The sequence below is a fragment of the Micromonospora musae genome, assembly GCF_003626635.1.
GTDB classification, from domain to species: Bacteria; Actinomycetota; Actinomycetes; order Mycobacteriales; family Micromonosporaceae; genus Micromonospora; species Micromonospora musae.
The window spans coordinates 91,960-118,722 of the sequence record NZ_RAZT01000018.1; the positions used below are offsets into that span (position 1 = coordinate 91,960).

The 26,763-nt window shown below is 72.2% G+C and carries 26 protein-coding genes; 13 read left to right on the forward strand and 13 right to left on the reverse strand.

Going from position 1 to position 26,763, the window contains the following annotated elements; genetic code table 11:
* Nucleotides 1-12 precede the first annotated feature (12 nt).
* Nucleotides 13-489, reverse strand: coding sequence for a hypothetical protein (locus D7044_RS28265; protein WP_120680822.1), 477 nt, complete (start codon nucleotides 487-489; stop codon nucleotides 13-15).
* 392 nt (nucleotides 490-881) lie between these two features.
* On the opposite strand from D7044_RS28265, the gene D7044_RS28270 reads away from it, so the two are divergent.
* Together D7044_RS28270 and D7044_RS28275 are read left to right on the forward strand one after the other, a co-directional pair.
* Nucleotides 882-1,961 carry a glycosyltransferase family 2 protein gene (locus D7044_RS28270; protein WP_120690743.1) on the forward strand — a complete coding sequence of 360 codons (1,080 nt, stop codon included), beginning with the start codon at nucleotides 882-884 and terminating at the stop codon, nucleotides 1,959-1,961.
* Entirely contained in the window at nucleotides 1,948-3,108 is a 1,161-nt protein-coding gene (locus D7044_RS28275; protein ID WP_120690710.1) for a glycosyltransferase, read from the forward strand. Before D7044_RS28270 ends, D7044_RS28275 begins: the two co-directional genes overlap by 14 nt.
* 110 nt (nucleotides 3,109-3,218) lie before the next feature.
* Here the strand turns inward: D7044_RS28275 and D7044_RS28280 are convergent, their stop codons facing one another.
* From D7044_RS28280 to D7044_RS28295, 4 genes are all read right to left on the reverse strand, one after another.
* On the reverse strand, nucleotides 3,219-4,820 hold the full coding sequence (locus tag D7044_RS28280) for a hypothetical protein (RefSeq protein WP_120690711.1): 1,602 nt from the start codon (nucleotides 4,818-4,820) through the stop codon (nucleotides 3,219-3,221).
* A complete protein-coding gene (locus D7044_RS28285; protein WP_120680828.1) occupies nucleotides 4,817-5,680 on the reverse strand; it encodes a hypothetical protein in 864 nt (287 codons plus the stop codon). The genes D7044_RS28280 and D7044_RS28285 overlap by 4 nt, the downstream gene beginning before the upstream one ends.
* Before the next feature lie 190 nt (nucleotides 5,681-5,870).
* The gene (locus D7044_RS28290; protein WP_120690712.1) at nucleotides 5,871-7,718 is read right to left on the reverse strand and encodes a glycoside hydrolase family 15 protein; all 1,848 of its coding nucleotides are present in this window, start codon (nucleotides 7,716-7,718) and stop codon (nucleotides 5,871-5,873) included.
* Between the two features lie 175 nt (nucleotides 7,719-7,893).
* Complete coding sequence (locus tag D7044_RS28295) at nucleotides 7,894-9,141, reverse strand: hypothetical protein (RefSeq protein ID WP_233565153.1); 1,248 nt, start codon at nucleotides 9,139-9,141, stop codon at nucleotides 7,894-7,896.
* Between the two features lie 658 nt (nucleotides 9,142-9,799).
* Here D7044_RS28295 and D7044_RS28300 point away from each other — a divergent pair.
* Nucleotides 9,800-10,732 (forward strand): hypothetical protein, encoded by a 933-nt coding sequence (locus D7044_RS28300; RefSeq protein WP_120690713.1) that lies wholly within the window; start codon nucleotides 9,800-9,802, stop codon nucleotides 10,730-10,732.
* 136 nt (nucleotides 10,733-10,868) lie between these two features.
* On the opposite strand, the gene D7044_RS28305 is transcribed toward D7044_RS28300, so the two are convergent.
* Both D7044_RS28305 and D7044_RS28310 read right to left on the reverse strand, forming a co-directional pair.
* Nucleotides 10,869-11,525 carry a hypothetical protein gene (locus D7044_RS28305; RefSeq protein WP_147434734.1) on the reverse strand — a complete coding sequence of 219 codons (657 nt, stop codon included), beginning with the start codon at nucleotides 11,523-11,525 and terminating at the stop codon, nucleotides 10,869-10,871.
* A 25-nt stretch (nucleotides 11,526-11,550) separates the two neighbouring features.
* On the reverse strand, nucleotides 11,551-12,426 hold the full coding sequence (locus tag D7044_RS28310; RefSeq protein WP_120690714.1) for an alpha/beta fold hydrolase: 876 nt from the start codon (nucleotides 12,424-12,426) through the stop codon (nucleotides 11,551-11,553).
* A gap of 405 nt (nucleotides 12,427-12,831) precedes the next feature.
* On the opposite strand from D7044_RS28310, the gene D7044_RS28315 reads away from it, so the two are divergent.
* Genes D7044_RS28315 through D7044_RS28330 form a run of 4 tightly spaced genes read left to right on the forward strand, consistent with a single transcriptional unit; the run spans nucleotide 12,832 to nucleotide 18,306 of the window.
* Entirely contained in the window at nucleotides 12,832-14,688 is a 1,857-nt protein-coding gene (locus D7044_RS28315) for a methylmalonyl-CoA mutase family protein (protein WP_120690715.1), read from the forward strand.
* The gene (gene scpA / locus D7044_RS28320) at nucleotides 14,688-16,907 is read left to right on the forward strand and encodes a methylmalonyl-CoA mutase (protein ID WP_120690716.1); all 2,220 of its coding nucleotides are present in this window, start codon (nucleotides 14,688-14,690) and stop codon (nucleotides 16,905-16,907) included. The genes D7044_RS28315 and scpA overlap by 1 nt, the downstream gene beginning before the upstream one ends.
* Nucleotides 16,908-16,915: 8 nt before the next feature.
* A complete protein-coding gene (meaB, locus tag D7044_RS28325) occupies nucleotides 16,916-17,917 on the forward strand; it encodes a methylmalonyl Co-A mutase-associated GTPase MeaB (protein WP_120690745.1) in 1,002 nt (333 codons plus the stop codon).
* 20 nt (nucleotides 17,918-17,937) lie between these two features.
* Nucleotides 17,938-18,306 (forward strand): hypothetical protein, encoded by a 369-nt coding sequence (locus tag D7044_RS28330; RefSeq protein WP_120690717.1) that lies wholly within the window; start codon nucleotides 17,938-17,940, stop codon nucleotides 18,304-18,306.
* Nucleotides 18,307-18,372: 66 nt separating this feature from the next.
* On the opposite strand, the gene D7044_RS28335 is transcribed toward D7044_RS28330, so the two are convergent.
* Nucleotides 18,373-18,828 carry an HIT family protein gene (locus D7044_RS28335; protein WP_120690718.1) on the reverse strand — a complete coding sequence of 152 codons (456 nt, stop codon included), beginning with the start codon at nucleotides 18,826-18,828 and terminating at the stop codon, nucleotides 18,373-18,375.
* 117 nt (nucleotides 18,829-18,945) lie between these two features.
* On the opposite strand from D7044_RS28335, the gene D7044_RS28340 reads away from it, so the two are divergent.
* Nucleotides 18,946-19,404: a hypothetical protein gene (locus D7044_RS28340; RefSeq protein WP_199716801.1), complete on the forward strand. Its 459-nt coding sequence runs from the start codon at nucleotides 18,946-18,948 to the stop codon at nucleotides 19,402-19,404.
* 28 nt (nucleotides 19,405-19,432) lie between these two features.
* On the opposite strand, the gene D7044_RS28345 is transcribed toward D7044_RS28340, so the two are convergent.
* Nucleotides 19,433-20,167, reverse strand: a complete 735-nt coding sequence (locus tag D7044_RS28345) for a GNAT family N-acetyltransferase (protein WP_120690719.1) — start codon at nucleotides 20,165-20,167, stop codon at nucleotides 19,433-19,435.
* A 240-nt stretch (nucleotides 20,168-20,407) separates the two neighbouring features.
* Between D7044_RS28345 and D7044_RS28350 the strand changes: the two genes are divergently transcribed.
* Nucleotides 20,408-21,028 carry a dihydrofolate reductase family protein gene (locus D7044_RS28350; RefSeq protein ID WP_120690720.1) on the forward strand — a complete coding sequence of 207 codons (621 nt, stop codon included), beginning with the start codon at nucleotides 20,408-20,410 and terminating at the stop codon, nucleotides 21,026-21,028.
* Between the two features lie 66 nt (nucleotides 21,029-21,094).
* Here the strand turns inward: D7044_RS28350 and D7044_RS28355 are convergent, their stop codons facing one another.
* On the reverse strand, nucleotides 21,095-21,448 hold the full coding sequence (locus tag D7044_RS28355; RefSeq protein WP_199716802.1) for a hypothetical protein: 354 nt from the start codon (nucleotides 21,446-21,448) through the stop codon (nucleotides 21,095-21,097).
* An 18-nt stretch (nucleotides 21,449-21,466) separates the two neighbouring features.
* The gene (locus D7044_RS33335) at nucleotides 21,467-21,592 is read right to left on the reverse strand and encodes a hypothetical protein (RefSeq protein WP_267901617.1); all 126 of its coding nucleotides are present in this window, start codon (nucleotides 21,590-21,592) and stop codon (nucleotides 21,467-21,469) included.
* A 169-nt stretch (nucleotides 21,593-21,761) separates the two neighbouring features.
* On the opposite strand from D7044_RS33335, the gene D7044_RS28360 reads away from it, so the two are divergent.
* The 3 genes from D7044_RS28360 to D7044_RS28370 all read left to right on the forward strand — a co-directional run bounded on the left by D7044_RS28360 (nucleotide 21,762) and on the right by D7044_RS28370 (nucleotide 24,733).
* Nucleotides 21,762-23,039: a CehA/McbA family metallohydrolase gene (locus D7044_RS28360; protein ID WP_199716803.1), complete on the forward strand. Its 1,278-nt coding sequence runs from the start codon at nucleotides 21,762-21,764 to the stop codon at nucleotides 23,037-23,039.
* 160 nt (nucleotides 23,040-23,199) lie between these two features.
* Nucleotides 23,200-23,958 carry a GNAT family N-acetyltransferase gene (locus D7044_RS28365; protein WP_158610040.1) on the forward strand — a complete coding sequence of 253 codons (759 nt, stop codon included), beginning with the start codon at nucleotides 23,200-23,202 and terminating at the stop codon, nucleotides 23,956-23,958.
* 46 nt (nucleotides 23,959-24,004) lie between these two features.
* Nucleotides 24,005-24,733: a tetratricopeptide repeat protein gene (locus D7044_RS28370; protein ID WP_120690724.1), complete on the forward strand. Its 729-nt coding sequence runs from the start codon at nucleotides 24,005-24,007 to the stop codon at nucleotides 24,731-24,733.
* A gap of 26 nt (nucleotides 24,734-24,759) precedes the next feature.
* On the opposite strand, the gene sigJ is transcribed toward D7044_RS28370, so the two are convergent.
* On the reverse strand, nucleotides 24,760-25,641 hold the full coding sequence (gene sigJ, locus D7044_RS28375; RefSeq protein WP_233565154.1) for an RNA polymerase sigma factor SigJ: 882 nt from the start codon (nucleotides 25,639-25,641) through the stop codon (nucleotides 24,760-24,762).
* 98 nt (nucleotides 25,642-25,739) lie between these two features.
* On the opposite strand from sigJ, the gene D7044_RS28380 reads away from it, so the two are divergent.
* Nucleotides 25,740-26,126: a hypothetical protein gene (locus tag D7044_RS28380; protein WP_120680861.1), complete on the forward strand. Its 387-nt coding sequence runs from the start codon at nucleotides 25,740-25,742 to the stop codon at nucleotides 26,124-26,126.
* On the opposite strand, the gene D7044_RS28385 is transcribed toward D7044_RS28380, so the two are convergent.
* Nucleotides 26,123-26,719, reverse strand: coding sequence for a helix-turn-helix domain-containing protein (locus D7044_RS28385; RefSeq protein WP_120690726.1), 597 nt, complete (start codon nucleotides 26,717-26,719; stop codon nucleotides 26,123-26,125). The two genes, D7044_RS28380 and D7044_RS28385, sit on opposite strands and share 4 nt — an antisense overlap.
* Nucleotides 26,720-26,763: the final 44 nt, after the last annotated feature.

Genomic DNA, 26,763 nt, shown 5'->3' on the forward strand with positions numbered 1-26,763 from the left:
GTCGTGCGACGGTCACCCGGCATGGAGAAGCACCCCGAGGACCAGCCCGTAGACGACGTGGACGACGGCCACGACCACCGGCGTCTGGTTGCCGTAGTTCAGGGCGAACAGACCGGGCGGCTCCAGCATCGCGGTGCTGGCCAGGCCCGCCCGCTGGGAGGCCATGCGCGGGTGTACGCCGGGCAGCAGCGGCAGGAGCACGGTCAGCGCGATCGCGACGTGGACGAAGCCGAGCAGCGCCCCGATCCACCAGGTGGCGCGGTGCAGCAGGGCGAAGGTGGCCGCGTAGCCGAGGGCGAAGCCCTGACCGGCGCCGAGGTGCAGGAAGAACCCGATGACGCGGGCTCGGTCGGGGTCCTCGGTGACGAGGGTGCCGAGGGCCAGGGGAAAGTCGATGCGGGTGAGTCCGGCCAGCTGGGCGGTGGTCAGCGCGGCGGTCAGCGCGGTGGTGGCGACCAACCCGAAGAGCGCCCATCCGGTCCAGTCCATCTCAGTGGCGGTGGACGGCGCGCGGGTTCGGGGCCGTCGGCGCGGGGCACGGCGGCGTTCTCGCGGTCATCGGTCCGTCCTTCGGCTGGCCGGCGTGCGGCTGCGCGACCCTGATCGGGGCGCCCGCGTCGCATCGTCGTCGAACGACCCGGGCCGCGCCGGTTTTTTACCATATGTCACGGCGCTGTGCTGCGTGGCCGGCTCGTCGAGATGCGTCCGCCGCCGGGACCGCCGGTGCCGGGAGCGGGGATCGGCCGGGGCCGCGTCGCCGGTGTGACAGCAGCACCACTCTCGTTGTGCGCCTGGACGCCGGTTTCCATTCACCGGCACGACGGCTGGGCTCCCTAGCGTCACCGGCTGACAGTTCGTCTCCGGCCGGATGAGTGGTGATCATGTCATCTGCACCCGAGGTAAGCGTCGTCATTCCCACGTTCGCGCGTCCCGACCTGGTCACCCGGGCCGTCCGCAGCGCCCTGGCCCAGACGGTCACCGACATCGAGGTCATCGTCGTGATCGACGGGCCGGACCAGGCGACCCAGGACGTGTTGAGCGGGATCGACGACCACCGCCTGCGGCTCGTGCAGCTCGCGCAGAAGGGCGGCGCGCCGAACGCCCGCAACGTGGGCGTCGAGCACGCCGCCGCGCCGTGGACGGCCCTGCTGGACGACGACGACGAGTGGCTTCCGGAGAAGCTGTCGGTGCAGTTGGCGTACGCGCGGACGGCCACCGTCGCGCTGCCGATCATCGCCAGCCGGCTGATCAACAAGACTCCGCGCGCGGAGTTCGTCATGCCCCGCCGCCTCCCGTTCGACGGCGAGCCGGTGTGCGAGTACCTCACCGTCCGGCGTGGCCTCTTCCACGGCGACGGCTTCATCCAGACCTCGACGATCATGGCGCCCACGTCGCTGCTGCGTCGGGTCCCGTTCACCGTCGGCCTGCGCCGGCAGCAGGAGCTGGACTGGACGCTGCGGGCGCTGGACCACGACGGCGTCGACCTGGTCATCGCCGCCGAGCCGCTGGTGCTGTGGCATCAGGACGAGGACCGGCCGCGGATCAGCCTGAACTCGCCGTGGGAGGCGCAGCTGGAGTGGGTGCGCAAGATGCGCCCGCGGCTCACCCCGAAGGCGTACGCCGCGATCATGATGAGCATCATCAGTTCGATGGCGGCGCCCACGCGGAGCTTCCGCGTCTTCCGGATGCTGCTCGGTGACGCGCGGCGGCACGGCCGCCCGAGCGCGATCGACTACCTGACCTTCTTCCAGATCTGGCTGATCCCGCCGCAGCTGCGGCACACCCTGCGCGACTGGATCCTGAGCCGCCGACGCCCGGCCCCCGGGCCGGCCGTCGAGCCGACCCCGGCCACGTCCGCGACGCCCGACGGCCGGCCGTCGACGGCCGAGCACACGGTCCGCACGGCAGCCACCACGTTGCCGGTACCGACGAGCAGCCCGGGGAGCGATGTCCACGTCTGAGGTCGCCGTCATCTGGCGCAGCGGTCTGCTGCCGGTCTCCGAGACGTTCGTCCGCAACCAGGGTGACGCGCTGCCGTCGTGGCGGCCGGTCTACCTCGGCGCGAACAAGGTCGCCTCACCGATCGCCGAAGACAGCGACGTCATCGCCTACCCGAACACGCCCGCCGGCCGTCGCGGCTGGCACCAGCTGCGGGCGACCGGCCGCTCCGCGCGGCTGCGCCGGCTGCTCACCCGACTGAAGCCGACGGTGGTGCACGCCCACTTCGGCGGCGACGGATGGCTGATCAGCCGCACCGCCCAGCAGTTGGGCGTACCGCTGGTCGTCACCCTGCACGGGGTCGACGTGACGCGGCAGCCGGCCGTGCCCGGTCTGCGCGGTGCACGGCACCGCCACAAGCTGCGGGTCACGTTCGACCGCGCCGCCGTGATCATCGCCGTCTCGGGCTTCATCCGCGACCGCGCGGTGGAGTTGGGCGCCGACCCGGCGAAGGTACGCGTCCACTACACCGGCGTGCCGATCCCGGCCGAGCCGTCGACGGCGCCGAAGACCTGGGACGTGGTCTTCGTGGGCCGGTTCGTCGACAAGAAGGGCGCCGACGACCTCGTCGAGGCGCTCGGACTGATCTCGCCGCTACGGCCCCGGGCCCTCTTCATCGGCGCGGGACCGCTGGAGGAGTCGACCCGGACGCGGGCGGCCCAGCTCCAGGTCGACGCCACGTTCCTGGGCGCGCAGCCGCCGGAGGTGGTCCTGCAGCACATGGCGCAGGCCAAGATGCTGGCCGCGCCGTCCCGCACGGCGTCGGACGGCGACTGTGAGGGGCTTCCCACGACCGTGCTGGAGGCGGCGAGCCTCGGTCTGCCGGTCGTCGCCACCCACCACAGCGGCATTCCGGAAGGGGTCCGCCACGGGGAGACCGGCCTGCTCTGCGCCGAACGGGACCGGGCGGCGCTGGCCGAGAACATCCGCCGGCTGCTCACCGACGAGCCGCTGCGGGAACGTCTCGGACGGGCGGCCCGCGAGCACACCGTGCAGACCTTCGACCTGCGCCGGCAGACACAACTGCTCGAGGAGCTGTACGAGAGCGTCGCCTCGTCCCGCATCGCCGCGCCGGAGAGCGCCGACGCCGCCGGCCCGGCTCCGCGCTGAGGGCCGTGCCGGAGACCGGCGACGCCGCCGCCCCGGCTCCGCGCTGAGCGCCGCGTCGGAGAGCACCGCCCCGGCTCGGCCTTGAGCGCCGCGCCGGTGCGGGCCGGCGGTCAGTCGCGGGGCAGGACGCGTCGGGCGACGGCGCCGGCGGTGCGGCGGGCCCGCCGGGCACCGGCGAGCATGAGCTTGCCGGCGCGGGCCGTCGGCGACCCGCTGAGCAGCGCGACGAGCCCGCGGGCCCGGCGCAGCTCCGTCTCCCGGTCGGCGAGGGCCTGTTCGTACCAGGCCTCCCGCTCGCGGGCCTCGGCCAGCTCCTGGGCCAGCCGGTCGCGGCTCGCCAGCAGCTCCCGGACCCCGGGTGTGCCCGGCCGGCTCGGCTCGTTGCCGGTCCCGGCGACCGGCTCGGGGGCCCGCCCGGCGAGAGCCGCCAGCGTCAGACTCAGTTCGGCCGGGTCAGCGGGAGACGGCCAGAGGTAGGCGAGCCCGGCGTCGAGCAGCCGGACGGCCAGCCGCCGCAGGGCGGCGTGCGGAAGCACCGCCGGGGTCAGCGGTGCGAGGTCGTGGCCCGGCGTCACGACGATCTGGTCGGCGGCGACACCCGCGTGCGGGCTGCTCTGCCACCGGTGCAGCAACTCCCGCACGGTGGGCAGGTCACGCCGCAGAGCCGCGACGATCAGCAGCTGTTCGAGGAGGTGACCGCTGGGCAGCAGCGCCGTGCCGTCGGCCGGGCTGTACCAGTACAACCTCCCTTCGGGGTGACGCATGACCTCGACGCGATCGCCGTCGACCATGACCATCGCCTCGGGCGGCGGCGGGAACGGCAGGAGCGCGGCCGGGGCCTCGAACGGGGCCGGCCCGGCCTCCGGCGCCTCGAACCAGAGCCGGCCGGTGACGCGAGCCGGCTCGGAGGCGGTCCGTTCGGCCTGCAGGATCCAGGCCGGCGCGAGGATCGTCGCCGCGTCGTGGCGCAGCGACTGGGCGACCAGCCGTCGCGGGTCGGTCAGCACCGTCGTCGAGGGTTCGCAGGCCCGGTCGAGCGCGACCGTGAGGAATGCCCGCGCCTCCGGCTCGACCAGCAGCTCCGGCGTCACCAGCGCGGTGGGGGCGATCGGCGTCGGCCAGGCCGTGTAGGTGCGCGTCACGGTCAGGCCAGTGTCGGCGAGCCGGTCCCGGAGACGCTCCAGGCCGGCCGGCCGATCCGGGTCGTACTCGCCCGCCTCGGCCCAGTCCGAGTCGGTCACCTCCGGCGGCAGCGCGACCAGCCGGTGCATCCCCAGGTGGTTCTCCGCGGCGAGGAGCAGCCGCCCGCCCGGGCGCAGCACGGCCGCCAGCAGCGCGAACGTCTCGTCCCAGGTCAGGTCGGCGCCCTCGGTCGAGGCGAGCCGCTGAATCCCGTCGAGCGCCACGATCGTGTCGTACGCGGGTTCCGTCGCGAGCTTCTCCGGGCTGCCGCAGAGCACGGTGACGCCCGGCCGGGCCGCCAGTCGGGCGGCGAGCGTCTCCGCGTCCGGTATGCCTCGCACCAGGACCGTCAGGTCGTCCGCCGGCACCGCGTCGAGCAACGCCGGGTCGAGTGGTCCGACGACGAGGGCGCGCCCGGTCACGGTGGCCAGCAGCGGGGCCAGTACCTCCCCGCGGACCGGACCGGGGCCGTGCCGGCCGTCCAGGTCCGACCAGACCGGCATCTCGCCGCCGATCAACCGCAGGCTCATCGCGCCCCCTCCAACAGTGCGGCCCCGGTGGGAGCGGCAGCCGGTTCGGGCCAGTGGAACATCCGGCGCAGCGCGGCGGCCGGGAGCAGGATGTCGGCGCCCAGTTCGGCGACCGCGACCTCCCGGGCCACCACCGGGTCGACCTGCGGGCCGTGCAGCTGCGCCCACTGCCGGCGGATCCGGGGCTGCCCACCCCAGATCGGCACCTCCCCGTCCAGCTGCATCGGGTCGCCGTACACGGCCGGTTCGCAGCCGGCGAGGATGGCGTAGAGCACGGCGCTGCAGAGCCGGTTGGAGGCGACGCGGCGGTGGCGGCGCTGCTCCGCGAGCTGCCGGCGCAGGAAGTCCGGGTCGAGGCTGTCCCACTTGCTGCCCCGGTAGCCGTGGCAGATGACCCGGAAACCGGCCCGCTCGTACTGCTCGCGTACCCGCGTCGCGCGGTACTCCTGCCAGTAGAGGCAGACGGTCACCGGGCCGGGTTCGGTCGCCTTGATCTCCGCGATGAGCCGGTCGTGGTCCCCCACCACGTGCTGGCCCTCCCAGCCGTGGAAGGGGTACCAGATCGTGCCCTCCCGCGGTGCGGCCGCGTCCGGCTCCGGCTCCATCGCCAGCAGGTACGCCCAGGGCGAGCCGACGGCGTACGTGTCGCGTCGCCCCAGCGACCAGGCCCGCCGACGGGTCCGCTCCGACCAGACGAAGAGCGGCAGACCGGGTACGAACTCGTGGTCGGGGGCCATCCCGTGGCCGATGTTCCAGCCGTGCTGGAGGTAGCCGTGGATGCGCTGCGGGGACCGGTCGTCCAGCCCGCAGTAGCGGGCCAGCACGTGTGAGTGGCCGTAGTAGTGGTTCGCGTGATGCACGGCGGTGCCGACCGTCCCTGGTCCCGGGTAAGAGCGCGTCCCGTACCGTAGCCAGGCCATATGAATGCCGTGCCACGCGCACATGGCCGCCCGGGGACGGGACGACACCGGGGGCGCCACCTGCGGGCTTGGGTCGCCGGCGGCGGGCCCGACCGGCCCGAGCTGCTGGCGCGGCCGGCGGCGCTCGGCGTCAGCGTTTTTCCGCCGACCGAGCGCTCCGCTCCTCGGCGGGGATGAGCCGCCCCGGCGCCAGCGGAAGTTCCCGGTGTCCGGAATCCAGGTCGGTGAGGTCCCCTGCGGCGTTGATGAGCCCGATGTGCGAGAACGCCTGCGGGAAGTTCCCCAACGCCTCCCCGGTGCGCGGGTCGATCTGCTCGGCGAGCAGGCCCAGGTCGTTGACGCAGCCGGCGATCCGCTCGAACATCTGACCGGCCCGGCCGCGCTCGCCGGCCAGGGCCAGGCAGCTGACCAGCCAGAAGGAGCAGATCACGAAGCCGGCCGGGTCGCTCTCCCAGCGGCGCAGCAGTCCGTTGTCGGAGAGCCGCTCCTCGATCACCCGGATGGTGGAGCGCATCCGCGGGTCGTTGGCGGGCAGGAATCCGACCAGGGGCATCAGCAGGACCGACGCGTCCAGGTCGGGGCTGTCGAACGCGCCGGTGAAGGCCTGCAGCCGGTCGTTCCAGCCCTGGGTCAGCACGGTCCGTCGGATCTCGTCGCGTACCGCCGCCCACCTGGCGACCTCCGCCTCCGAGCCCAGGTGGGAGCCGAAACGCACGGCCCGGTCCAGCGCCGTCCAGCACTGCACCTTCGACGACACGTAGTGGCGTTCGGCGTCGCGCGCCTCCCACATCCCGGCGTCCGGCAGCTGCCAGTCCCGGGCGGCCCGCTCGGTCATCGCGCGGAGCAGCTCCCGGATTCCCGGCGGCATCGGATCGAGGTGGTCCCGCATCAGCCAGGAGGCGCTCAGCGGCTCGCCGTGCACGTCGTTCTGCCGCTGCCGCCAGGCGTCGTTACCCACCAGCACGGGGCGACTCTCGGCGTACCCGGTCAGGTGGTCCAGGTGGTGTTCGGTGAGGTCCCGTTCCCCCTCCACCCCGTACATGATCGGCACGATGCCCTCGTTCATGCCCATTGACCGGGTCAACCACCCGATGTGCAGGTTGAGCTCGTCGGTGCAGCTCACCCGCCACAGCGCCTCAAGCGTGAAGCTGAAGTCACGTACCCAGGCGTAGCGGTAGTCGTAGTTGCGCTCGCCGCCCAACTCCTCGGGCAGGGCCATCGTCGGGGCGGCCACCACCGCGCCGCTGGGCCGGTACGTCATGCCCTGCACCACCAGCGAGCTGCGCCGCACCTGATCCCGGTAGAGGCCGCGGTAGTCGTGGTCGCCCATCCAGGAACGCCAGCCCTCGGCGGCGTTGTCGATCACCTGTTCGGCGTCGAGGACCGCGGGCGGGCCGGAGCCGTACGCCGGCGCGTACCCCAGGGTGAACCGGTACGTCTCGCCGGCCCGTACCGTGAACGACCCGAACGCCTCCCCGACCTCGCAGGTCAGGGGGATGCTCGTACGCAGGTCCAGCCGGGCCGACGCGGCGCTGGCGGTCAGTGCGTCGTCCTCCTGCACCAGCTGGGGGATCATCCGGCCGTACTCGAACCGCGGCCGGTAGTGCATCCGCATCCGCACCTCGCCGGAGACGCCCCGCACCACCCGGGCCAGCACCCTCGGCGAGTGCAGACCGACCGAGTGGCTGCGCGCTCCCGGCTCCAGGGCCAGCGCGTCGGTCACCGCCACGCTGCCGGTCTCCGTGCTGAAGACGGTACGCAGCACGAGCGTGTCGGTGAGATAGGCGCGTTCGGTGTTGAAGCGGCCCTCGGGGCGGATCGCCCAGTGCCCGGCGTTGTCGTCGAGCAGCCGGGCGAACACCGACGGGGAGTCGAACCGCGCGGGGCACCACCAGTTCACCGACCCGGTGCTGTCCACCAGCACCGCGCTGCGACCATCGGCCAGGAAGCCGTGATCCGCGATCCGTGCGCGCCCCATGGGGCGGACTACCCGAGCCCGGTGCGGTGACACCGCCACGCCGTCCGCGTCGGCAGGGGCGGGATCCGCGAAGGCGACAAAGAGGCAGGTACTCCCCAGTCGTCGCGAAGCCGGCCAGAGCTGCCGTGACACGAGGCGCCGCCCTCGCGGCGATGGAAGGCGCAGTAAAGCTCGATCACCGCACCGAGACGACGGGATTTCCATGGATGCCACCGTCGGCGCACGGCCACGGGCCGGCGGCGAGCGGAGCCAGCCCGGTGCCGCGGACGATGAGCAACTCGTCGGCGACGCTGAACGCGACGACCCCCTCGTCGAGCAGGAGGACGCGGCTTAGGACAGCACGGTCGTCGTCACGGCGGAGAAGTTCACGCTGGCGCAGCTCCTCATCGACCGCGAGGAGTCGCCCGTCCCGCCAGAACACGGTGGTGCCGTCGTCGTCGAGAGCGGGATAGGTGGTGTGGTAGCCGGTGAGCGGCGGCCCGTCGCGCATCGAGCCGTCACGGTTCAACACCCGGAACCGTGACCGGGACGGCATCGTGTTCTCCGACTCGGGGCCGCGAATCGTGCCCCGAGCGTCGACGAGCATCTGACCGTGACTGGGCCACGTCTGCGCTGCTCGACCGTCATGGTCGTAGAGAGTGCTGGTCAACGCGCCGTAGCCCTGAGCGCCGACGAGGAAACGGCCCGGCCCGGCGATAGCCTTGTGGTGGTAGGGCCCGGGCTCGGTGGTCGCGACGATGTCCCCGGACTCGGTGTCGACGATGAAGCACACGCCGATCCCGCTGCTCCCGTCCGTGATCCCTGCCAGAACGCGGTCGCCGGCGACGAGCAGCGGCTCCCAGTGGGACACCTCCAGGGTGGAGGGCTTCCACGTCCGCTTGGGTCGGAACTGCCATCCCGTCGTCGCGGAGGCCTCGACGACGCCGCCGAACGAGACCCTCTCGAGGGGCAGGGGAGTGGACCAGACGGTGCCTCCGGTGTCGTCGTGCCGGGCGAGGCGCGCCGTTGCGCCGTCGGGAAGCACATATCGTCGCCCGGTCGGTAGCCACAGGACGTAGCACCCGTCGGGCGCCCGGACGACAGCCCCCAGGTGCTCCGAAGGCCTCTGCTGCGGGGTCACGGAACGCAGCGTCACGCCGTCCGCGCCGACGCAGGTGAGGGTGAACTCGGGTGGGTCGCCGCCATCCTGGTGGACCACCCACACCGTGCCGTCCCCGTCGACCCGGGGCGGGAAGGGATGGCCGGTGAAGGTGCGCTGCCAGATCGTGGCCCCGGTCAGGTCGACCGCACTGAGCACCGTCGTGTCCAGATCGCGGGCGGTCGGGCTGCGGCCGGCATAGCTCGTCAGATAGATCGGCCCTGTCGAAGCAGGGGACGCCAAGCCCCAGGCCTGCCCGGGCAACCGCGTGACATCCAGCTTCATCGCCAGGCCACCTCCCGCGCGCACCCTACCCGGATCATGACCACCAGCGGGCCGATCGCGGTGGCGGCCGTGCAGCTCAGCTCGGCACCCCGGCGTCCAGGAACGACGGTGAGCGGCATCGGCGGAGGTAGCGGCTTGCGCGGACCGTGACCGTGATCCATGATCTGCTCGTGTCTGAGCTGAAAGGCGACTCCGCCTCCACTCGATGAGCGGCCCGCCGCCGACCAAGGCGTCGGCCGAGCCGGCCTGGTTGACCGAAGCCCGCGATGCGGGCGAAGCCGCGACGTACGGCGCGGTCCGGTCCCGCGTCTTCTCCGAAGTCAGGGCGGAGCGCGACGGCGACGTCGTACTACATCTCCTCCTCCGTGCAGCGGACCCAGCCGCGAAGATCCGGCTGACGGTGCGGAAGCCCCAAACCGATCTCTGCTCGCACCCGGACGCCCGGCCGGCCTTAGCTGAACTCGCGGTCGTCGCCCTCGGCGGCCCCGACGACCGCGTGCGGCGAGACCACCTGGGGGCACTGCGTTCCCCCGGCACCCATGCGGCTCTGCTGCGTGCCGATCCGTTCACGACTCGGGCGCTGCTCGGCAGAGCGTCCGCTGGCTGGTCCACGCGCTGGTCCAGTCGCCACATCCGAACTATCTGGAGGAGATTGTCTGTGCACCTGAGCCGAGAGGAACGCGAGCAGGAGAGCCTGCGGCGACGGCTGGAGGTCCTGAAGCTGCCCGTCGCGCCGCTGCGCCACGCCGGCTACCTGTCGGCCGGTTGGGGCGACGGGCGGTGGCACGGGACGCCCGAGGCGGTCGGGGTGGGGCCGGACAACCAGTGCCTCGCCGTCTGGGCGAGCAGGGAGCAGCCTGGGCTGCGCCTGGTCACCGTGCACGACGGCAGCCCGGATCCGGTCCGGTCGGTGCAGCTCGATGGATGCCTGGAACCGCGGTTCGTGCAGCTCCTACCCGACGACCGGATCCTGCTCGTCCGCTCGCGAAATCGTGGCGGCGCCAACGCCGAGGTGTGGACCTTCGACGGACGGCGGGAACACGAAGGAGACCTCGGCGACGCGATCGAGGACGTGCTGACCACCCCGACCGGGGCGATCTGGGTGAGCTACTTCGACGAGGCGTTGGCCGGTACCGGCCCGCAGACGCACGGTCTGGCCCGCTTCACCCCTGACCTCGAACCGGAGTGGCTCTATCCGCACGGCGCGGGGCTACCTCCGATCTTCAACTGCTACGCCCTGAACGTGGCGGGTGAGACCGCGTGGACGTACGCGTACAACAGGTTCCACCTGGTCTCCGTGACCGACGGCGACCCGACCGACCACGGCGCGGCCCCCTATCGCGGTGCCGACGCCCTGCTGACCGACGGCGCGACCGGCGTGCTCGTCGGCGGGTTCGGACCCGACTACGACCTGTTGACCGTCCTGCGCATCGAGGATGGCAAGGTCTCCGGCGGTGGAGAGGCGCGGCTCGTCCTCCCCGAGGGCATCGAGGTACGGGTGGCCCGCAAGTTCTGCCGTGGCCCGGAGCTGCACGTCATCATGGGGACGTTCTGGTACCGCGCCGACCTCGACTCGCTGACTCGCCGGTAGACCCCGATTCACCGGGCGCCTGGGCCGTGCGAAATCGCTCGCCCAAGGGCCCTACGCGGACATCGGCGGTGACCGGCGGCGGCCGGACGTGCCTCACGCCCGGCCGCCGTCGCGGTCGGAGGGGTATACAGGGTCGTCAGTCGCCGGGAAGGACGTACCACCAGCCGTCGCCGAGCTCCTGACCGCCGGAAACCCGAACGGGTACACCGAAGAGGTCGACAGAGAGGTCCGACCGTGGTGTGGCGTCGAGGTAGACGTATCCGCCGGCGTCGTCCGGGATGCCGAGCCACTGGGGCAGGAACACGACAGGCTTGTCGTCCTGACTGCCAACGACCGCCGCCCGTCCGTTGGTCGACAGGTCGCGGAGGTGACGAGGAAGAAGCTCCCCGTAATACTCGCGGGACGCCCCGATCCTGCCGTCGCGAACACCGTCGGCCACCGCGTCGAACGCCCAGCGATGGGTGATCCAGTACGACGCGGGTTGGAACGGTCCCCAGTTGGTGAACCAGCCGAATGCCACGAGAAGGATCGTCGCGACGACGAGCGCCGCCGAGCGACTCTTCGACAAGCGGTACGTCAGAAGCACTGTCAGCGCAACGGCGATCAGCCACACTGCGGCCTCGAACGGGGGGATCACGAAGAGCAGGAGGGAAGCGTTCTGCACGTCCGCCAGCTCGATCCGTGCGACCACGAGCCAAGCCAGCGGAACGGCGATCCAACCGAAGAGTCGTAACCGTTGGACTATTGCTGCTTTCGTCGTCCCAGTGTTTGACACCGCGACATCATCCGCCAACGTCGGGTACCGGTGGGCCCGACGGTCAGCCGGTGGCGAGGACCTCTCGCAGCTTGGCGGCGAACTCCTCGGGTTTGCCCGCGTAACCGGACTCGGCGCCGAGGAATCCGCCGTGGTGGCTCGGGAAGAGTGTGGCCTGCTGCCCCAGCAGCGCCGCGGTGGCGACGCCGGTGCGTGCCGCGTACGTCTGCCCCGACTCCTCCCCGACGGCGATCACGATCCGGGTGGACGCCGCGGTGAGCAGCTCCACGTCTGGGCGGTAGTCGCTGATCGCCCACGAGCTCTTCGACAGCAGGGGATCGTCGCGCCTGCCGTCGTCCTCGGTCGGCATGCCGAACATCGCCGGGTCGGGGGTGGGCTGGGCGAAGTAGGCGTCGGTGAACTCGCCCTGCCAGGACGTCATCGCGATGAACGCGGCCATGCCCGCGCCGAAGCCTTTCGCCTGGTAGGCCTCGTGGAAGCCGGCGCGGGCGCGCTCGCCGTTCGCGGCGTCGGGCAGTACGCCGTTGATCGGCGGCTCGTGCGCCACCAGCGTGACGACGTCGCCGGGGTGGGTCGCGACCAGTTCGAGCGCGGTCACCGCGCCGCCGCTGCTGCCGAAGAGGTCGACCGGGCCGGCGCCGAGGGCCTCGATCAGCTGGTGCAGGTCGGCCGCCTGCTGCTGCGGCGTATGGTCCGTCCGGCCGTCGCTGCGGGTGCTGCGGCCCAGGCCGCGCGGGTCGTAGGTGACGACCGTGCGGTCGGTGAGGTGGGGGGCGAGGGCGTTGAACCCCTCCGCCGTCATCGGCTGCCCGATCAGGAGCAGCGGCGGTTGCCCGCCGGCCGGCGGCAGCGGCCCGCGCACGTCGTAGACCAGATCGACGCCGGGGAGGGCGAGCGTGTGCGTCTGTGTCGTCGTCATGACGGTCAGACTACGGCCGGATGGGATCGACGCGGGGGAATCGCCGCGCGCGGCGGGCACTCGTCCCGGCGGGCACGGGCAGAAGGGACTGCGCCTCGGGCGTCCTCTGGAACTGATGTCGTTGCCGCATCAGGCGATGACGAAACCGACTCAGCTCCAAAGCGCGACCTGGAGACCCGGCCCATCGGTGGGGACGACGACCAGCGCGCCCCGGAGGCATGGCACCCCGACGCACGCCGACCGACTCCGCCTCCGCGCGCCCGACCCAGCCAGCACCGCCGACCATCACGGGCACCGGCTGGCGTGCCGCTGGGTGACCCGGCGGGTACTCCTCGTGAGCGCCGGTGCAGTTGATGTCGTCACATCCGGGCGACGGTGAGCCGGACGGGACTTAGCATCCCGGGCATGACGACGCCGTCAGAGACGCTCCGCCTCGCCGCCGAGTTCCCGGCCGCCACCCACGAGCAGTGGCAGCGGCTGACTCTCGGGGTGCTGCGCAAGGCCGGCCTCGCCGACGAGGACACCCCGGTCGAGGCGGTCGAGGAGCTGCTGGCCCGACGCGGCTACGACGGCGTGACGCTCGCGCCGCTGTACACGGCCGACGATCCCACCCCGTTCCCCGGTCCGCCAGGCCTCTTCCCGTACACCCGGGGTGGTCGGGCGACCGGCGCGGTCCCGGCAGGTTGGGACGTCCGGCAGCGGTACGCCGATCCGGATCCGAAGGCCACCGGCGAAGCGGTCCGCGCCGACCTGGAGAACGGCGCGACCTCGCTGTGGCTGGTGCTCGGCGAGGGCGGTCTGCCGCCGGCCGGCCTCTCGACGGCCCTGGAGGGCGTCTACCTGGACCTGGCCGCGGTGGTGCTGGACGCCGGAGACGCCGCGGTCGAGGCCGTGCCGGCGTGGTTCGCGCTGCTGGCGGAGCGCGGTGTGCCGGCGGCCGAGGTGCGCGGCAACCTGGGCGTGGACCCGCTCGGCTGGCAGGCCCGCACCGGGCGGCGCTGGGACGGACCCGTCGACGAGTGGGCGCGCCGATGCGCGGCCGGCTTCCCGGGCCTGCGGGCGATGACTGTCGACGCGACCGGGTACCACGACGCGGGCGGCTCCGACGCGCAGGAGCTCGGCTGCGCGCTGGCCACCGGCGTGGCGTACCTGCGTGACCTCACCGCCGCCGGGCTGGACGTGCCGTCCGCGCTGGCGCAGCTGGAGTTCCGGTACGCCGCCACCGCCGACCAGTTCGCGACCATCGCCAAGCTGCGCGCCGCCCGGCGGCTCTGGGCCCGGGTCGCGCAGGAGTGCGGGGCGCCGGAGTCGGGCGCGCAACGCCAGCACGCCGTGACGTCGGCGGCGATGATGACCGCCCGCGACCCCTGGGTGAACATGCTGCGGACCACCCTGGCCTGCTTCGCGGCCGGCGTCGGCGGCGCGGACGCGGTGACCGTGCAGCCGTTCGACCACAGCCTCGGCCTACCCGACGGCTTCGCCCGGCGGATCGCCCGCAACACCCAGTCGCTGCTGGTCGAGGAGGCGAACGTGGGCCGGGTGGTCGACCCGGCCGGCGGTTCGTGGTACGTCGAGCGCTACACCGAGGAGCTGGCGCAGGCGGCCTGGGCGTGGTTCACCGAGATCGAACGCCACGGCGGGATGGGCGCCGCGCTGGAGAGCGGTCTGATCGCGGACCGGCTCGCCGCGACGTGGCGGGAGCGCGCCGACAACCTGGCGCACCGCCGGGACCCACTGACCGGGGTGAGCGAGTTCCCGAACCTGGAGGAGCGGCTACCGGTCCGTCCGCCCGCGCCCGCCGCGCCGGAGGGCGGGCTGCCCCGACACCGGTACGCGGAGGCCTACGAGGCGCTGCGGGACCGCGCCGACGCGCACACCGCGACCAGCGGTGACCGGCCGGCGGTGTTCCTCGCGACCCTGGGCCCGGCGGCGGTGCACAACGCGCGCGCCGGTTTCGCCGCGAACCTCTTCGCGGCCGGTGGCGTGGCCACTGTCCGGCCGCCGGTCGGCGACGACGATCCGGCGCGCCTCGCGGCGGAGTTCGCCGCCAGCGGGGCCCGGGTGGCGTGCCTCTGCTCCTCGGACCGCGGTTACGCGGAGTCGGCGGAGGCGGTGGCCCGGGCGCTCGCCGAGGCCGGTGCGGTGCGGGTGTGGCTGGCCGGTCGGCCGGCGAGTTTTGCCGGCGTGGACGACTACCTGTACGCGGGCTGCGACGCCGTGGCGGTGCTGGAGACGACGCTGCGTGACCTGGAGGTGGCGTGATGGACGGCCGGATTCCGGACTTCTCCAACCTCGAGTTGGGCGCGCCGCCCGCCGGCGGTGACCTGGAACGGTGGCGCGACGCGGTCCGCGCGGAGACCGGCGGCGAGCCGGACGCGCTGACCTGGTCGACGCCGGAGGGCATCGCCGTCGCCCCGCTGTACACCGGCGCCGACCGGGCGGGGCTGGACTTCCTCGGCACCTACCCGGGCGTCGCCCCGTACCTGCGTGGCCCTTATCCGACCATGTACACCACGCAGCCGTGGACGGTCCGCCAGTACGCGGGCTTCTCCACCGCCCAGGAGTCGAACGCCTTCTACCGGCGCAACCTGGCGGCCGGCCAGAAGGGACTCTCCGTCGCCTTCGACCTGCCCACCCACCGCGGCTACGACTCCGACCACCCGCGGGTCGCCGGTGACGTGGGCATGGCCGGCGTGGCGATCGACTCGATCTACGACATGCGGCAGCTCTTCGACGGCATTCCGCTGGACAGGATGAGCGTGTCGATGACGATGAACGGGGCGGTGCTGCCGGTGCTCGCCCTCTACATCGTCGCGGCCGAGGAGCAGGGGGTGGCGCCGGAGCAGCTCTCCGGCACCATCCAGAACGACATCCTCAAGGAGTTCATGGTCCGCAACACCTACATCTACCCACCGCAGCCGTCGATGCGGATCATCTCCGACATCTTCGCGTACACCTCGGCGCGGATGCCCCGGTTCAACTCCATCTCCATCTCCGGCTACCACATCCAGGAGGCCGGGGCGACCGCCGACCTGGAGCTGGCGTACACCCTCGCCGACGGGGTCGAGTACCTACGGGCCGGCCGGGACGCCGGGCTGGACATCGACGCGTTCGCGCCCCGGTTGTCGTTCTTCTGGGCGATCGGCATGAACTTCTTCATGGAGGTGGCGAAGCTGCGGGCGGCGCGGCTGCTCTGGGCGCGGCTGGTCCGCGACTTCGAACCGAAGAACCCGAAGTCGCTGAGCCTGCGGGCGCACTGCCAGACCTCCGGCTGGTCGCTGACCGCGCAGGACGTCTTCAACAACGTGGTGCGTACCTGCGTCGAGGCGATGGCGGCCACCCAGGGTCACACGCAGTCGCTGCACACCAACGCCCTCGACGAGGCCTTGGCGCTGCCGACCGACTTCTCCGCCCGGATCGCCCGCAACACCCAGCTGCTGTTGCAGCAGGAGTCCGGCACCACCGGGGTGATCGACCCGTGGGGCGGCAGCGCCTACGTCGAGCGGCTCACCCACGACCTGGCCGCCCGCGCGTGGCAGCACATCACCGAGGTGGAGGCCGCCGGCGGGATGGCCCGGGCCATCGACGAGGGCATCCCGAAGCTACGCGTCGAGGAGGCCGCCGCCCGCACCCAGGCCCGCATCGACTCCGGCCGGCAGCCGGTGATCGGCGTGAACAAGTACCGGCCCGACGCCGACGAGCCGATCGACGTGCTGAAGGTCGACAACGGGGCGGTGCGGGCGCAGCAGGTGGAGAAGCTGCGTCGGCTGCGCGCGGAACGGGACGAGGCCGCCTGCACGGCGTCGCTGGAGGCGTTGACGCGGGCGGCCGGTGCCGCTCTCGACGGCACCCGTGGCCCCGGGCTGGACGGGAACCTGCTCGCGCTGGCCGTCGACGCCGCCCGCGCCAAGGCCACCGTCGGGGAGATCTCCGACGCGCTGGAGAAGGTGTACGGCCGGCACTCGGCGCAGATCCGTACCATCTCCGGGGTGTATCGGGACGAGGCGGGCGCGGTCTCCGCCATCGAGCGAGTCCGCGCCGCCACCGCCGCCTTCGCCGACGCGGAGGGGCGTCAACCGCGCATCCTGGTCGCCAAGATGGGTCAGGACGGGCACGACCGCGGCCAGAAGGTGATCGCCACCGCCTTCGCCGACCTCGGCTTCGACGTCGACGTGGGCCCGCTGTTCCAGACCCCGGCCGAGGTGGCCCGGCAGGCGGTCGAGGCCGATGTGCACATCGTGGGCGTGTCGAGCCTGGCGGCCGGCCACCTCACGCTGGTGCCGGCGCTGCGGGACGAACTGGCCGCCCTGGACCGCGACGACATCATGATCATCGTTGGGGGAGTGGTCCCACCGCAGGACTTCGACGCGTTGCGCGAGGCGGGCGCCGCGGCGATCTTCCCGCCCGGCACCGTCATCGCCGACGCCGCGCTGGACCTGCTCGCCCAGCTGTCCCGACGGCTCGGCCACCCGGACGCGTGAGCGGCGCCATGCGCGCGGTGCCGGTCGAGGCGTACGTCGAGGGGGTGCGGGCCGGCTCGCGGGCCTGGATCGGCCGGGCCATCACGCTGGTCGAGTCGACCCGCGCCGACCACCGGGCGGCGGCGCAGCAGTTGCTGGTCGCGCTCACCCCGCACGCGGGGAACGCCCGCCGCATCGGCATCACCGGGGTACCCGGAGTCGGTAAGTCCACCTTCATCGACGCCCTCGGCAGCCGGCTGACCGCCGACGGGCACCGGGTGGCGGTGCTCGCGGTCGACCCGTCGTCCACCCGCACCGGCGGCAGCATCCTCGGCGACAAGACCCGGATGGCCCGGCTCGCGACCGACCCGGCCGCGTTCATCCGGCCCTCACCGACCGCCGGCACCCTCGGCGGCGTCGCGAAGGCCACCCGGGAGGCGATCGTGGTGGTCGAGGCCGCCGGCTACGACGTGGTCCTGGTGGAGACCGTTGGGGTCGGCCAGTCCGAGACCGCCGTGGCGGAGATGGTCGACACGTTCCTGCTGCTCACCCTCGCCCGCACCGGCGACCAGCTGCAGGGCATCAAGAAGGGCGTGCTGGAACTCGCCGACGTCATCGCCGTCAACAAGGCCGACGGGCCACACGCGACCGACGCGCGCCGCGCGGCCCGGGAGCTCGCCGGAGCGCTGCGCCTGATCCACCCGCCCAACGGCGGATGGCAACCCCCGGTGGTCACCTGCAGCGCGCTGGAGGAGACCGGCCTCGACGACGTGTGGGGGCAGATCCGCGGCCACCAGGATGCCCTCGGCGCCTCCGGTGACCTCGCCGAACGTCGCCGGCGGCAGCAGGTCAACTGGGTCTGGGAGATGGTCCGGGCCGAGCTGCTCGACCGGCTCCGCAGCCACCCCACGGTGCGGGCCCGCACCCCGGAGGTGGAGCGGCAGGTCGTCGACGGCACGCTCACCCCGGCGCTCGCCGCCGAGCGGCTGCTGGCCGGCTTCACCGACCAGCCCGGCACGCCGCTCGCATAGCCGTGCCAGGATTCCTACCCGTGCCGCACGCTCGGTTCTTCTTCGACGCCGGTTCCGCGGGCGTCCTGTGGCCGTCCGAGCCCCCGGACCAGGAGGCCTACGGGTACCCAGCACGTCTTGCGGCGTTACCGATCAGCGCGACCCTTCGGGATGAGCTGGCTCGGCTGGCCGAGTGGTACGACGCCTCGTTGAACTGGGACTATCCACCTGACCCAGGGCCGTGGCGTGAGTCGGAGTGTCGAACCTTCAACGCGGCGGTTCGGCGGGCAGTTGACCGACTGCGCATCGAACTCGGCGACCAGTGGTTCGTCGACGACGGCTTCGAAGAGGTGCACGAGGATCCGGACCTGGACCGGTACCTCGCCGACCCGGCCGGTTTCCGGCGGTGATGCGGATCGTCGCGAATCCCGATCAGGTAGATCGGCGTCACCTGCGCTGGCGGCGGCGATCCGGCCCTATCCGAGGTCGGTGCGGTCGAGGTGTTCGTGGAGCGCGGCTGCGAGTTCGTCCTGCTGCTGCTCGGTGACGCGATCCTGCTCCGTCGCGCCCAGGTAGCTGAAGACGCGGGGTCCGCGACGGTCGGCGGGCAGGTCGGGCATCCGTGGCACCACGTGGAAGTGGACGTGCGCGAAGCCCTCCTTCTCGGCGAACTGCACTATGTAGGTCTTCGCGCAGCCGGTCACGGCCCGTAGCGCCCGGGAGAGCCGGACCTGCCACGTGCCGAGGGTGGCCGCTTCGGCGTCGGTCAGGTCGGCGATCGAGGTGACGTGTCGGCGCGGAACGAGTACCAGCCAGCCCGGCAGGGCCGTGTCGAAGGCATGCGCGACCCGCCAGTGGTCGTCGGCGGCGATCACCTCACGGGGCGGCAGCGCGTTGATCCGCGCGTTGTTGCGGCAGGTGAAGCAGTCCATGATCGAACACTAGGCGGAGCGTTCCACCGTTCTTCTGTCCAGCGCGCTGAACCGGTAGCCTCCCGAGCACCGGCGGGCGGGCCCGGTGGCCCGCCCAGGACGGGGAGCGTGCAGGCGGTGAGACCGACAGCGTCCCGGCGGTGGGCCGGCGTGCCCCGGTGGGTCCGGGCCGTCGTGGTCGCCGCTGGGTGCGTCTTCGCGTACGGCGCGATCGTCCACCTCGGTGACCTGCTCGGCCTCCGGCCGGGTGGCCCGAGCCCGTCCACCCCGACCTGGCTGATGGTGTACTTCACCTCGCTCACCGTGCTCAACCCGCTCGCGGCGCTGCTGCTGGCGCTGCGCCGGATCGAAGGGCTGCTGCTCGGCTGTGCCGTGCTCGCCAGCGACGCGGCGGCGAACGGATACGCGAACTACGTGCTGGAGACCGCGCCGGGAGTCACGCCCGGCCGGATCGGGCAGGCCGTCATCACCGCGCTCGCGGTCGCCCTGATCGCGGTGGCCCCCAGGGTGACGCCGTGGCTGCACCGCCCGGAACGTCCGGGCCGGCGCGCACCATCGCACCGGCCGGGCCGCTGACCGCGACGGTGGAGCGCGGTCGGGGTGGTCAGAACGACAGCAGCTGGAAGGTGCCGACGGTGCGGAAGCCCAGGTTCCGGTAGACGGGTTCCCCGATCGGGGTCGAGGTGAGGGCGGCGGTGCGGATGCCGCGTTCGCGGGCCAGGTCGAGCGCGGCGTGGGTCATCGCGGTCCCGATGCCCTGCCGGCGGTGCTCCGGTTGGGTGCCCACGTAGTAGAGGGTGAGCAGGCCGTGGCTGAGCCAGGCGACGGCGGTTCCGACGATCCGGCCGTCGTCGAGGCGGCCCGCCAGCCGCACCACCGTGCCGTCACCGCGGAACGACCGCTCCCGCGCGATCGCTGTCGGCACACCGGCCTCCGGAATGCCGGAGACCCGGGCGTAGGCCGTCACGAACTCGTCGACGTCGCTGGTCTCCGCGATGCGCAGAGCGGTGGGGGTGGGGGCGGGGGTGGCCTGGTCGATCGAGGTCGCCATGATCGGCAGGTTGAGGACCGGGACGCCGCCGAGGGACGCCAGGGCGTCGGCGGTGCCGGTGTCGCTGTCCGGTCCGGCCCACCAGATCCGAGGCACGCCGTCGAGGCGGCGGCGGGCCTCGGCGAGCGCGTCCGCCGGGTCGCGTCCGACGAGCCGTAGCACGCCGTTGAGCGGCGGGTGCGGCACCTCGCTGCGGTAGGTCACCAGGTCGTCGTCGCCGGCTTCGCCGACGTTCCAACCGAGAAGGTACGCCCGGTGCGCCGCGAGTAACGTGTCAACCGACTCCACCCGTTGATCTTATCGAGGATCGCCTCGGCGGCCCATGTGACCTGCGACAACCTGGCACGGGAGCCGGCGTGGGTGGGGGCCGTTTCCTGCTGCCGTGCGCCACCAGGCGGCGAAGCAACCGACGCGCGGTGGCGGGGAGTTGACGACGTCGGCGGCTGCCGGCGGAGATACTGTCCCCCGTACCTGTCCCGGGTTCCGCTGCCGCCGTAGTGCCGACAGATCACGACGCGAGGAGATGCAGTGAGCAAGGTGATCATGGGCTGTGCCGCCGTCTCGATCGACGGGTTCATCGCCAACGACAGCGACGAGATCGGCCCGCTGTTCGACTGGGCGACCAACGGTGACGTCGAGTGGACCTGGAGCGGCGAACCGGAGGAGTACCCGATGCGCAGCACGCGCACCTCCTTCGAGTTCGTACGATCCGTCTACCCGCGTATCGGCTGCGTGGTGATGGGCCGCCGGACTTTCGACCTCACGGACGGCTGGGATGGCGTGCCGGCCGCCGGTGAGCACGTCTTCGTCGTGACGCACGAGGCGCCGACGGACTGGAAGCATGCCGAGACCGCCCCGTTCACCTTCGTCACCGACGGCGTCGAGTCGGCGATCAAGCAGGCGCGGGCGTTCGCGGGCGACGACCGGGTCGTCGACCTGGCCGCCGGGCAGATCGGAGGTCAGGCGCTGCGGCTCGGGCTCGTCGACCAGGTCGTGATGAACGTCGTACCCGTCGTGTTCGGATCGGGTCGTCCGTTCTTCGGCGCGATGGGTGCCGGCGACGTCGTCCCGTTCGACAATCCCGCCCGCGTCGTGCAGGGCGACCGGGTGACGCACCTGCTCTACGACGTCTCCCGCCCGCCGGCCTGATCAGCGACGAACCCCTGACGCCCTGCTCGAAGAAGTCGGCCGCACCGGCCCGCCGCCCGCGGCTGTCTACCGGAGCCAGCGCAGTGCGGCCTCCGCGCTGCCGTCGGGGGTGCGGTTGAAGGCGATGGCCGCGCCTGACCCATGTCGCGCCACCAGGTTGACCACCCGCTCGAAGAGTTCGAGCAGTGGCTCATGGTTGCGGAGGCCACCCCCGATCACCACGCAGGCGTAATCCTTTCCGGTCAGCGCCGCCACGATCACCGCTTCGACGTCCTCCTCTGGTGTCACCAGACACAGGTCGGCCTCGATGCCGAGGTCGGCGAAGCGGGCCTGGCCGCGCGCGATGGCCGCCACCACCGGCTCAGGATCCCAACCAGGGATCCTGACGGGATCCAAACCGATCACCAGCACTCGCCCCATCCCGCGCATCCTCCCTTCCTACCGTCCTTCCCGGATCCGCGCAGGTATCCCGCTCCGGGCGGTCTTCCCGCCGAACTGGACGGTCACGAAGCAGAGCGCGAAGGCAGGCGTGCTGGTCTGCGCCGACAAGACGATCGTGCTCACCTGCACGAAGGAGGGTTGATGGTGTGCGGGCAGGCCGGCCAGTCGCCCGCCTGCCCGCCCGGTCGCGAGCAGCGCTGACCGGGGTCGTGTCGAGCCGTACCGCACTGTTCGCCTGGCCGACGGTTCGGTGTGGTGTCCCCGTCAAATCGATGAATGCTTATATCTTTCTATGAGCGGACATCACCCCCACCACTACCATCACGACCACGCACCGACTGACGAGGTGCCGTACGGCCAGGTGAACGTCGTCGGCTCCTTCGGCCGGCGTGCGATGCTGGCCGGTACCGGCGGAATGCTGATGCTGGCCGCGCTGCCGGGCTCGGCCCAGGCGGCCAGGACGACCACGGCCACCGCCCCGACCGCGACCGCTTCGGCCGGCGCCGCCCGGACGTCCCTGATCACCCAGGGCACCACGCTCGTGCACGCCGACATGCACAACCACACGGTCATGTCGGATGGCGACGGCAGCGCGGACGCCGCCTTCGCGTCGATGCGCGAGGCCGGTCTGGACGTCGCCGCGCTGACCGACCACGCCACCCTCTTCGCCATCGACGGGCTCAGCTCGTCGGAGTGGCGGACCACCGGCGACCTGGCCAACGCCGCCAACGACCCGGGTCAGTTCACGGCGATCCGCGGATTCGAGTGGTCGCATCCGCTGCAGGGCCACATCAACGTCTGGAACACCTCCGACTTCGCCGACCTGCTGCGGGCCAGCAGCCCCGGCAACCTCTACGACTGGCTCACCGGCCGCGCCGGCGGTCTGGCCAGCTTCAACCACCCCGGCCGGGAGCCGGGCCGGTTCAACAACTTCTCCTTCGACGCCTCGGTCCGCAACCAGTTCGTCGGGCTGGAGATGTTCAACCGCACCGACGACTACCTCTTCGAGGGCTGGTCCTCGGGTATGACCTCGCCGCTGGTGGCCTGCCTGAACGCCGGTTGGCGGCCGGGCCTGACCGGTGTCACCGACGAGCACGGCACGACCTGGGGCTTCCACGAGGGCAAGGGCCGCAGCGGCCTCTGGGTCACCGAGAACACCCGCGCCGCGGTCTTCGAGGCGATGGCCGCCCGCCGGTCCTTCGCCACCCGCGTGTCGGGGCTCCGGGTGGACGCTACCGCCAACGGGGTACGCATGGGTGGCGTGCTCAACGTGACCTCCGGCGACGTACGGTTCCTGCTCGACGTGGACCGCGGCCCGGTCTGGGACGGCATGCCGCTGCGGATCCAGGTGTTGCGTCCGGGCACCTCCGCGCCGACCGTCGTCGACGTCATCGACACAGTCAGCGGGCAGGTCGCCGACTTCACGGTGCCGCTCGACGTCGCGGACGGCGACTGGGTGGTGCTGCGGGTCTCCGACCCCTCCCAGCCCAACGGCAGCCCCGGCCCGGCCGGTCACCCGTGCAACGACTTCGGGGTCGCCTACACCAGCCCGTGGTGGCTCCAGCCCTGACCATTCCCTTCGTGGCCCTGGCCGGCCTGCACGGGTTGGCCAGGGCCACGACGCTTCCCCGCGCTCTACCGAGCGACTCGACTTCCCTGGCCCACGTCCGGCGGGTCGCGTCGACCCGGCTACCGTTGCCGTGGCCATGGGAAACGCGAGGGGGCAAGCCATGAACAGCACCGCTGACCGGATGACGGCGGCGTACTTCGACGCCATCGAATTCCTCTGCGGGGTGACCCCGAAGGGCTGGTACGCCGAGCAGGGCACCGCCCGCGCGGCGGTGACCCAGGCCGGCGTCGCGGCGCTCAACGTGGCCTACGACACGACGCGGGAACCGGATCTCGGGGCGCTCGACAAGATGGCGACCGAGGTGGGCAGGCAAGCCGAGCGCTGGTCGATCATGGTTCGGGAGGCGGACGACGATGTCGCCGCTCTCGCCGCCCGGCACGGGCTGGTCAACCGCAGTGAGCTGCCGCTGCTCGCCTGCGCCGCGGCGGACCTGGTGTTCCGAGCCACCACGGCACAGCGGGAGCCGATCCGGCGCGTCGGCGCGGCCGAGAGCGACCTCTACACCGAGGTGCTCACCGAGGGCTTCGAAGCGCCCGAGGGGATCTTCGGCCCGCTGATGGGCGGTGGCGTGCTCGACGCCGACCCCATCACCGGCTATCTGGCCGAGGAGGCCGGGCAACCCGCCGGCACCGGGCTCGGGATCGTGACCAGCGGGCTGATCGGCGTGTTCAACATCGCCGTCGCTCCGTCCGCGCGGGGCCGTGGCCTGGGCCGGGCGATCACCGAGACGGTGCTGTCGGACGGCATCGCCGCCGGTGCGGACGCCGCCTACCTGCAGTCCAGCGCGATGGGCCGGCCGCTCTACGAGTCGATGGGCTTCCGGGTCGTGGAGAACTGGACCGTGTTCCTGGCCGGATGACGGACCACCCCTACTTGATCGCCTCGAGACGAACGTGGAAGAGAAGATGAACTTCAGTGCGAACGTACGCGCGGCCTTCCGGCGTGGTGAGAGCGACGCCGTGGTGCGCATGAGCGAAGCCGAGATCGTGCGGGCCCAGGCAGCCGGCGACCCGGCGGGAGAGGTGGAGGCGCGCTACAGCCTGGCCCGGGTTGCCATCCGTGACGGCGACCTGCCCGGCGGGGAGGCCCGAGCCCGGGAGGCGCTCGAGGTCGCGCTGCGCTCCGGCGACCGCAGCCTGGAGGAACGGCCGAGGCACGTCCTGGCCGGGGTGGCGCGCATGTCCGGTGACCTGCTGCGTGCGCGGGGTCTGTACCGGGAGAGCATCGCCCTCAACGAGGAGCTCGGCCGGCCGGAGACGGTCAACTCGGAGTATCACAACCTCGCCTTCTGCGAGCTGGGCCTGGGCAACCTCGACGTGGCGAGGAGGCTGTTCGCCGAGAACAGGGAGCGGGTGTTCGGCAACGGGTGGGCCGACTTCGTGCCGTACGTCTGCGTGGCGGGTGCCGCGCTGGCCTCCGCCGAGGGTGATTCCGGGCGGGCGGCGCGGATGATCGGTGTCACGGACGCCGCGTTCGCCGCCCTCGGTCAGATCCCGGACCCCGACGACGCGGCCGATCTCGCCAAGATGCGCGCCGCGGCGATCGAGGCACTGGGCCAGGCCGGTTTCGACGAGGAGTACGCCAAGGGACAGCTCCTGGATCCGCGGGCGGCCTTCGCCGACGACCAGCGCTGATCGCGGCGTCAGGCGAACCGGACTGGCTAACTCGCCCAGGGCCGCAGCTTCTCCGGGTTGCGGACCACCCAGATCCGGGTGACGCGCCCGTCGGCGACGTCGAACGAGGCGACGGTCATGACGGCGCCGGCGCGCTGGGCCACCACGCCCGGCACCCCGTTGACCGACCGCTGCACGAGTTCGAACTCCGGAGCCAGGTCGGCGATCGCGATCATGTAGCGGGCGATACGCTCGCCGCCCTCGATCGGGCGCTGAACGGTGTCGACCATGCCGCCGCCGTCGGCGGTCATCACGGCGGCCGGGTCGAGGAGACCGACGAGGGCGGCGATGTCCCTGGTCTCCCAGGCTCTCTTCACCTGCCGCACCACGTCGGCCTGGCCCACCGCCGTGTCGGGAGCGCGCGGGACGCTCACCCGCCGCCGGGCGGAGGCGGCCAGCTGCTTGCAGGCCGCGGGCGTCCGGTCGAGGACGTCGGCGATCTCGGCGAACGGGTACCGGAAGACGTCGTGCAGGACGAGCGCCACCCGCTCGGCGGGCGTCATCGACTCCAGGACGACGAGGAAGGCCATCGCCACCGACTCGTCCTGGATGATCTGGTCCGCGAGGTCGCTGCTGCCCGCCTGGCCCGCCTCGGTGCGGTCGGGTAGCGGCTCGGGCAGCCACGCGCCGACATAGCGTTCACGGCGGGCCCGAGCCGAGCCGAGCAGGTCCAGGCAGATGCGGCTGGTTACCGTCGTCAGCCAGGCGCCCCGAGACCGGATCTCCTCCCGCCGGCTTCGCGGCAGTCCGTACCAGCGTGCGTAGGCATCCTGCACGGCGTCCTCGGCCTCGGTCAGCGAACCGAGCAACCGGTAAGCGATATTGATCAGTTGGCGCCGCTCGCCGGTTATCTCATCTGTGCTGGTCACGACACTCCCCATGCTTCCGGCCGCCCCTCGCCTTACCTTTCGCGGGCCCGCGTCGTCGAGCTGGTGAGACCTTAACGATGCGGTGAAGGGGACCTGACATGACCACTCAAGTGACGGCGACGCCGACGCCGACGGCGAATGCACAGCGCAGCTTCTCGTTCCTGCGGGGCGCGATCGCCCTGCAGACCCTGACAATCTTCCTGCAGGCGGTCTCCGCCGGGTTGCTGCTGACCTCCTCCCACGGGGCGACGCTGCACAGCGTCGGCGCCCGGGTGATGTACGGGGCATCGATGCTGTACCTGCTCGCGGCGGTGCTGGCCTGGAAGCCGGGCGGAGGCCCGCTCCGACCTGTCTGGCAGGCGTCAGGTTTCCTCGTACTTGCCTCGGTCCAGGTGGTGCTCGGCATCGCGCACATCCCGTCGGTCCATCTACCCCTGGGCGTGTTGATGTTCGGTCTGAGCGTGCTGGCGCTGGCCCGGCGCTAATCCTGCTGACCTGATCTCGGTGCGGCCCGGACGTGCACGCGTTCGCCCTGCCTGCCGACGAGGCTGAGGAACTCGACGGGACCGGCGCTGGTGGACCCGAACCAGTGTGGGGTGCGGGTGTCGAACTCGGCGGCCTCCCCGGCTCGTAGGACGAGGTCGTGCTCGCCGAGGACCAGGCGGAGGGTGCCGTTGAGGACGTAGACCCAGTCGTAGCCCTCGTGGGTGCGCAGGTCGGGCTCGCGGTCGTCGTCCCCGGCGGGGAGGACGAACTTGTAGGCCTGGATGCCGCCGGGCCGGCGGGTCAGCGGCAGGACGGTCGCCCCGTCGCCGGCGGCGATGGGGCGCAGGTTGATGCGCGGATCACCGGTGGGTGGCGCGTCGACGAGCTCGTCGATGGTGACGCCGTAGGCGCGGGCGAGTGGGAGGAGCTGCTCGAGCGTGGGGCGGCGCAGTCCCGCCTCGAGGCGGGAGAGCGTGCTGGCGGAGATGCCGGTCTGCGCCGCCAGGTCGGTGAGCGTGATGTCGCGGCGGGTCCGGAGCTGCTTCAGCCTCGGGCCGACGGCGTCGAGCGTGCGGTCCAGGTCGTCGTTCATGCCCTCAGTTTTCCATTCGGCAAAAAGTTTTGCCGATCTGTTCG

Excerpts from the sequence above, each read along its gene's own strand:
- D7044_RS28265 (WP_120680822.1), bottom strand. The coding sequence starts at position 489 with ATGGACTGGACCGGATGGGCGCTCTTCGGGTTGGTCGCCACCACCGCG.
- D7044_RS28270 (WP_120690743.1), top strand. The coding sequence starts at position 882 with ATGTCATCTGCACCCGAGGTAAGCGTCGTCATTCCCACGTTCGCGCGT.
- D7044_RS28275 (WP_120690710.1), top strand. The coding sequence starts at position 1,948 with ATGTCCACGTCTGAGGTCGCCGTCATCTGGCGCAGCGGTCTGCTGCCG.
- D7044_RS28280 (WP_120690711.1), bottom strand. The coding sequence starts at position 4,820 with ATGAGCCTGCGGTTGATCGGCGGCGAGATGCCGGTCTGGTCGGACCTG.
- D7044_RS28290 (WP_120690712.1), bottom strand. The coding sequence starts at position 7,718 with ATGGGGCGCGCACGGATCGCGGATCACGGCTTCCTGGCCGATGGTCGC.
- D7044_RS28295 (WP_233565153.1), bottom strand. The coding sequence starts at position 9,141 with ATGAAGCTGGATGTCACGCGGTTGCCCGGGCAGGCCTGGGGCTTGGCG.
- D7044_RS28310 (WP_120690714.1), bottom strand. The coding sequence starts at position 12,426 with ATGACGACGACACAGACGCACACGCTCGCCCTCCCCGGCGTCGATCTG.
- D7044_RS28315 (WP_120690715.1), top strand. The coding sequence starts at position 12,832 with ATGACGACGCCGTCAGAGACGCTCCGCCTCGCCGCCGAGTTCCCGGCC.
- scpA (WP_120690716.1), top strand. The coding sequence starts at position 14,688 with ATGGACGGCCGGATTCCGGACTTCTCCAACCTCGAGTTGGGCGCGCCG.
- meaB (WP_120690745.1), top strand. The coding sequence starts at position 16,916 with ATGCGCGCGGTGCCGGTCGAGGCGTACGTCGAGGGGGTGCGGGCCGGC.
- D7044_RS28335 (WP_120690718.1), bottom strand. The coding sequence starts at position 18,828 with ATGGACTGCTTCACCTGCCGCAACAACGCGCGGATCAACGCGCTGCCG.
- D7044_RS28355 (WP_199716802.1), bottom strand. The coding sequence starts at position 21,448 with ATGGGGCGAGTGCTGGTGATCGGTTTGGATCCCGTCAGGATCCCTGGT.
- D7044_RS28360 (WP_199716803.1), top strand. The coding sequence starts at position 21,762 with ATGAGCGGACATCACCCCCACCACTACCATCACGACCACGCACCGACT.
- D7044_RS28365 (WP_158610040.1), top strand. The coding sequence starts at position 23,200 with ATGAACAGCACCGCTGACCGGATGACGGCGGCGTACTTCGACGCCATC.
- D7044_RS28370 (WP_120690724.1), top strand. The coding sequence starts at position 24,005 with ATGAACTTCAGTGCGAACGTACGCGCGGCCTTCCGGCGTGGTGAGAGC.
- D7044_RS28380 (WP_120680861.1), top strand. The coding sequence starts at position 25,740 with ATGACCACTCAAGTGACGGCGACGCCGACGCCGACGGCGAATGCACAG.
- D7044_RS28385 (WP_120690726.1), bottom strand. The coding sequence starts at position 26,719 with ATGAACGACGACCTGGACCGCACGCTCGACGCCGTCGGCCCGAGGCTG.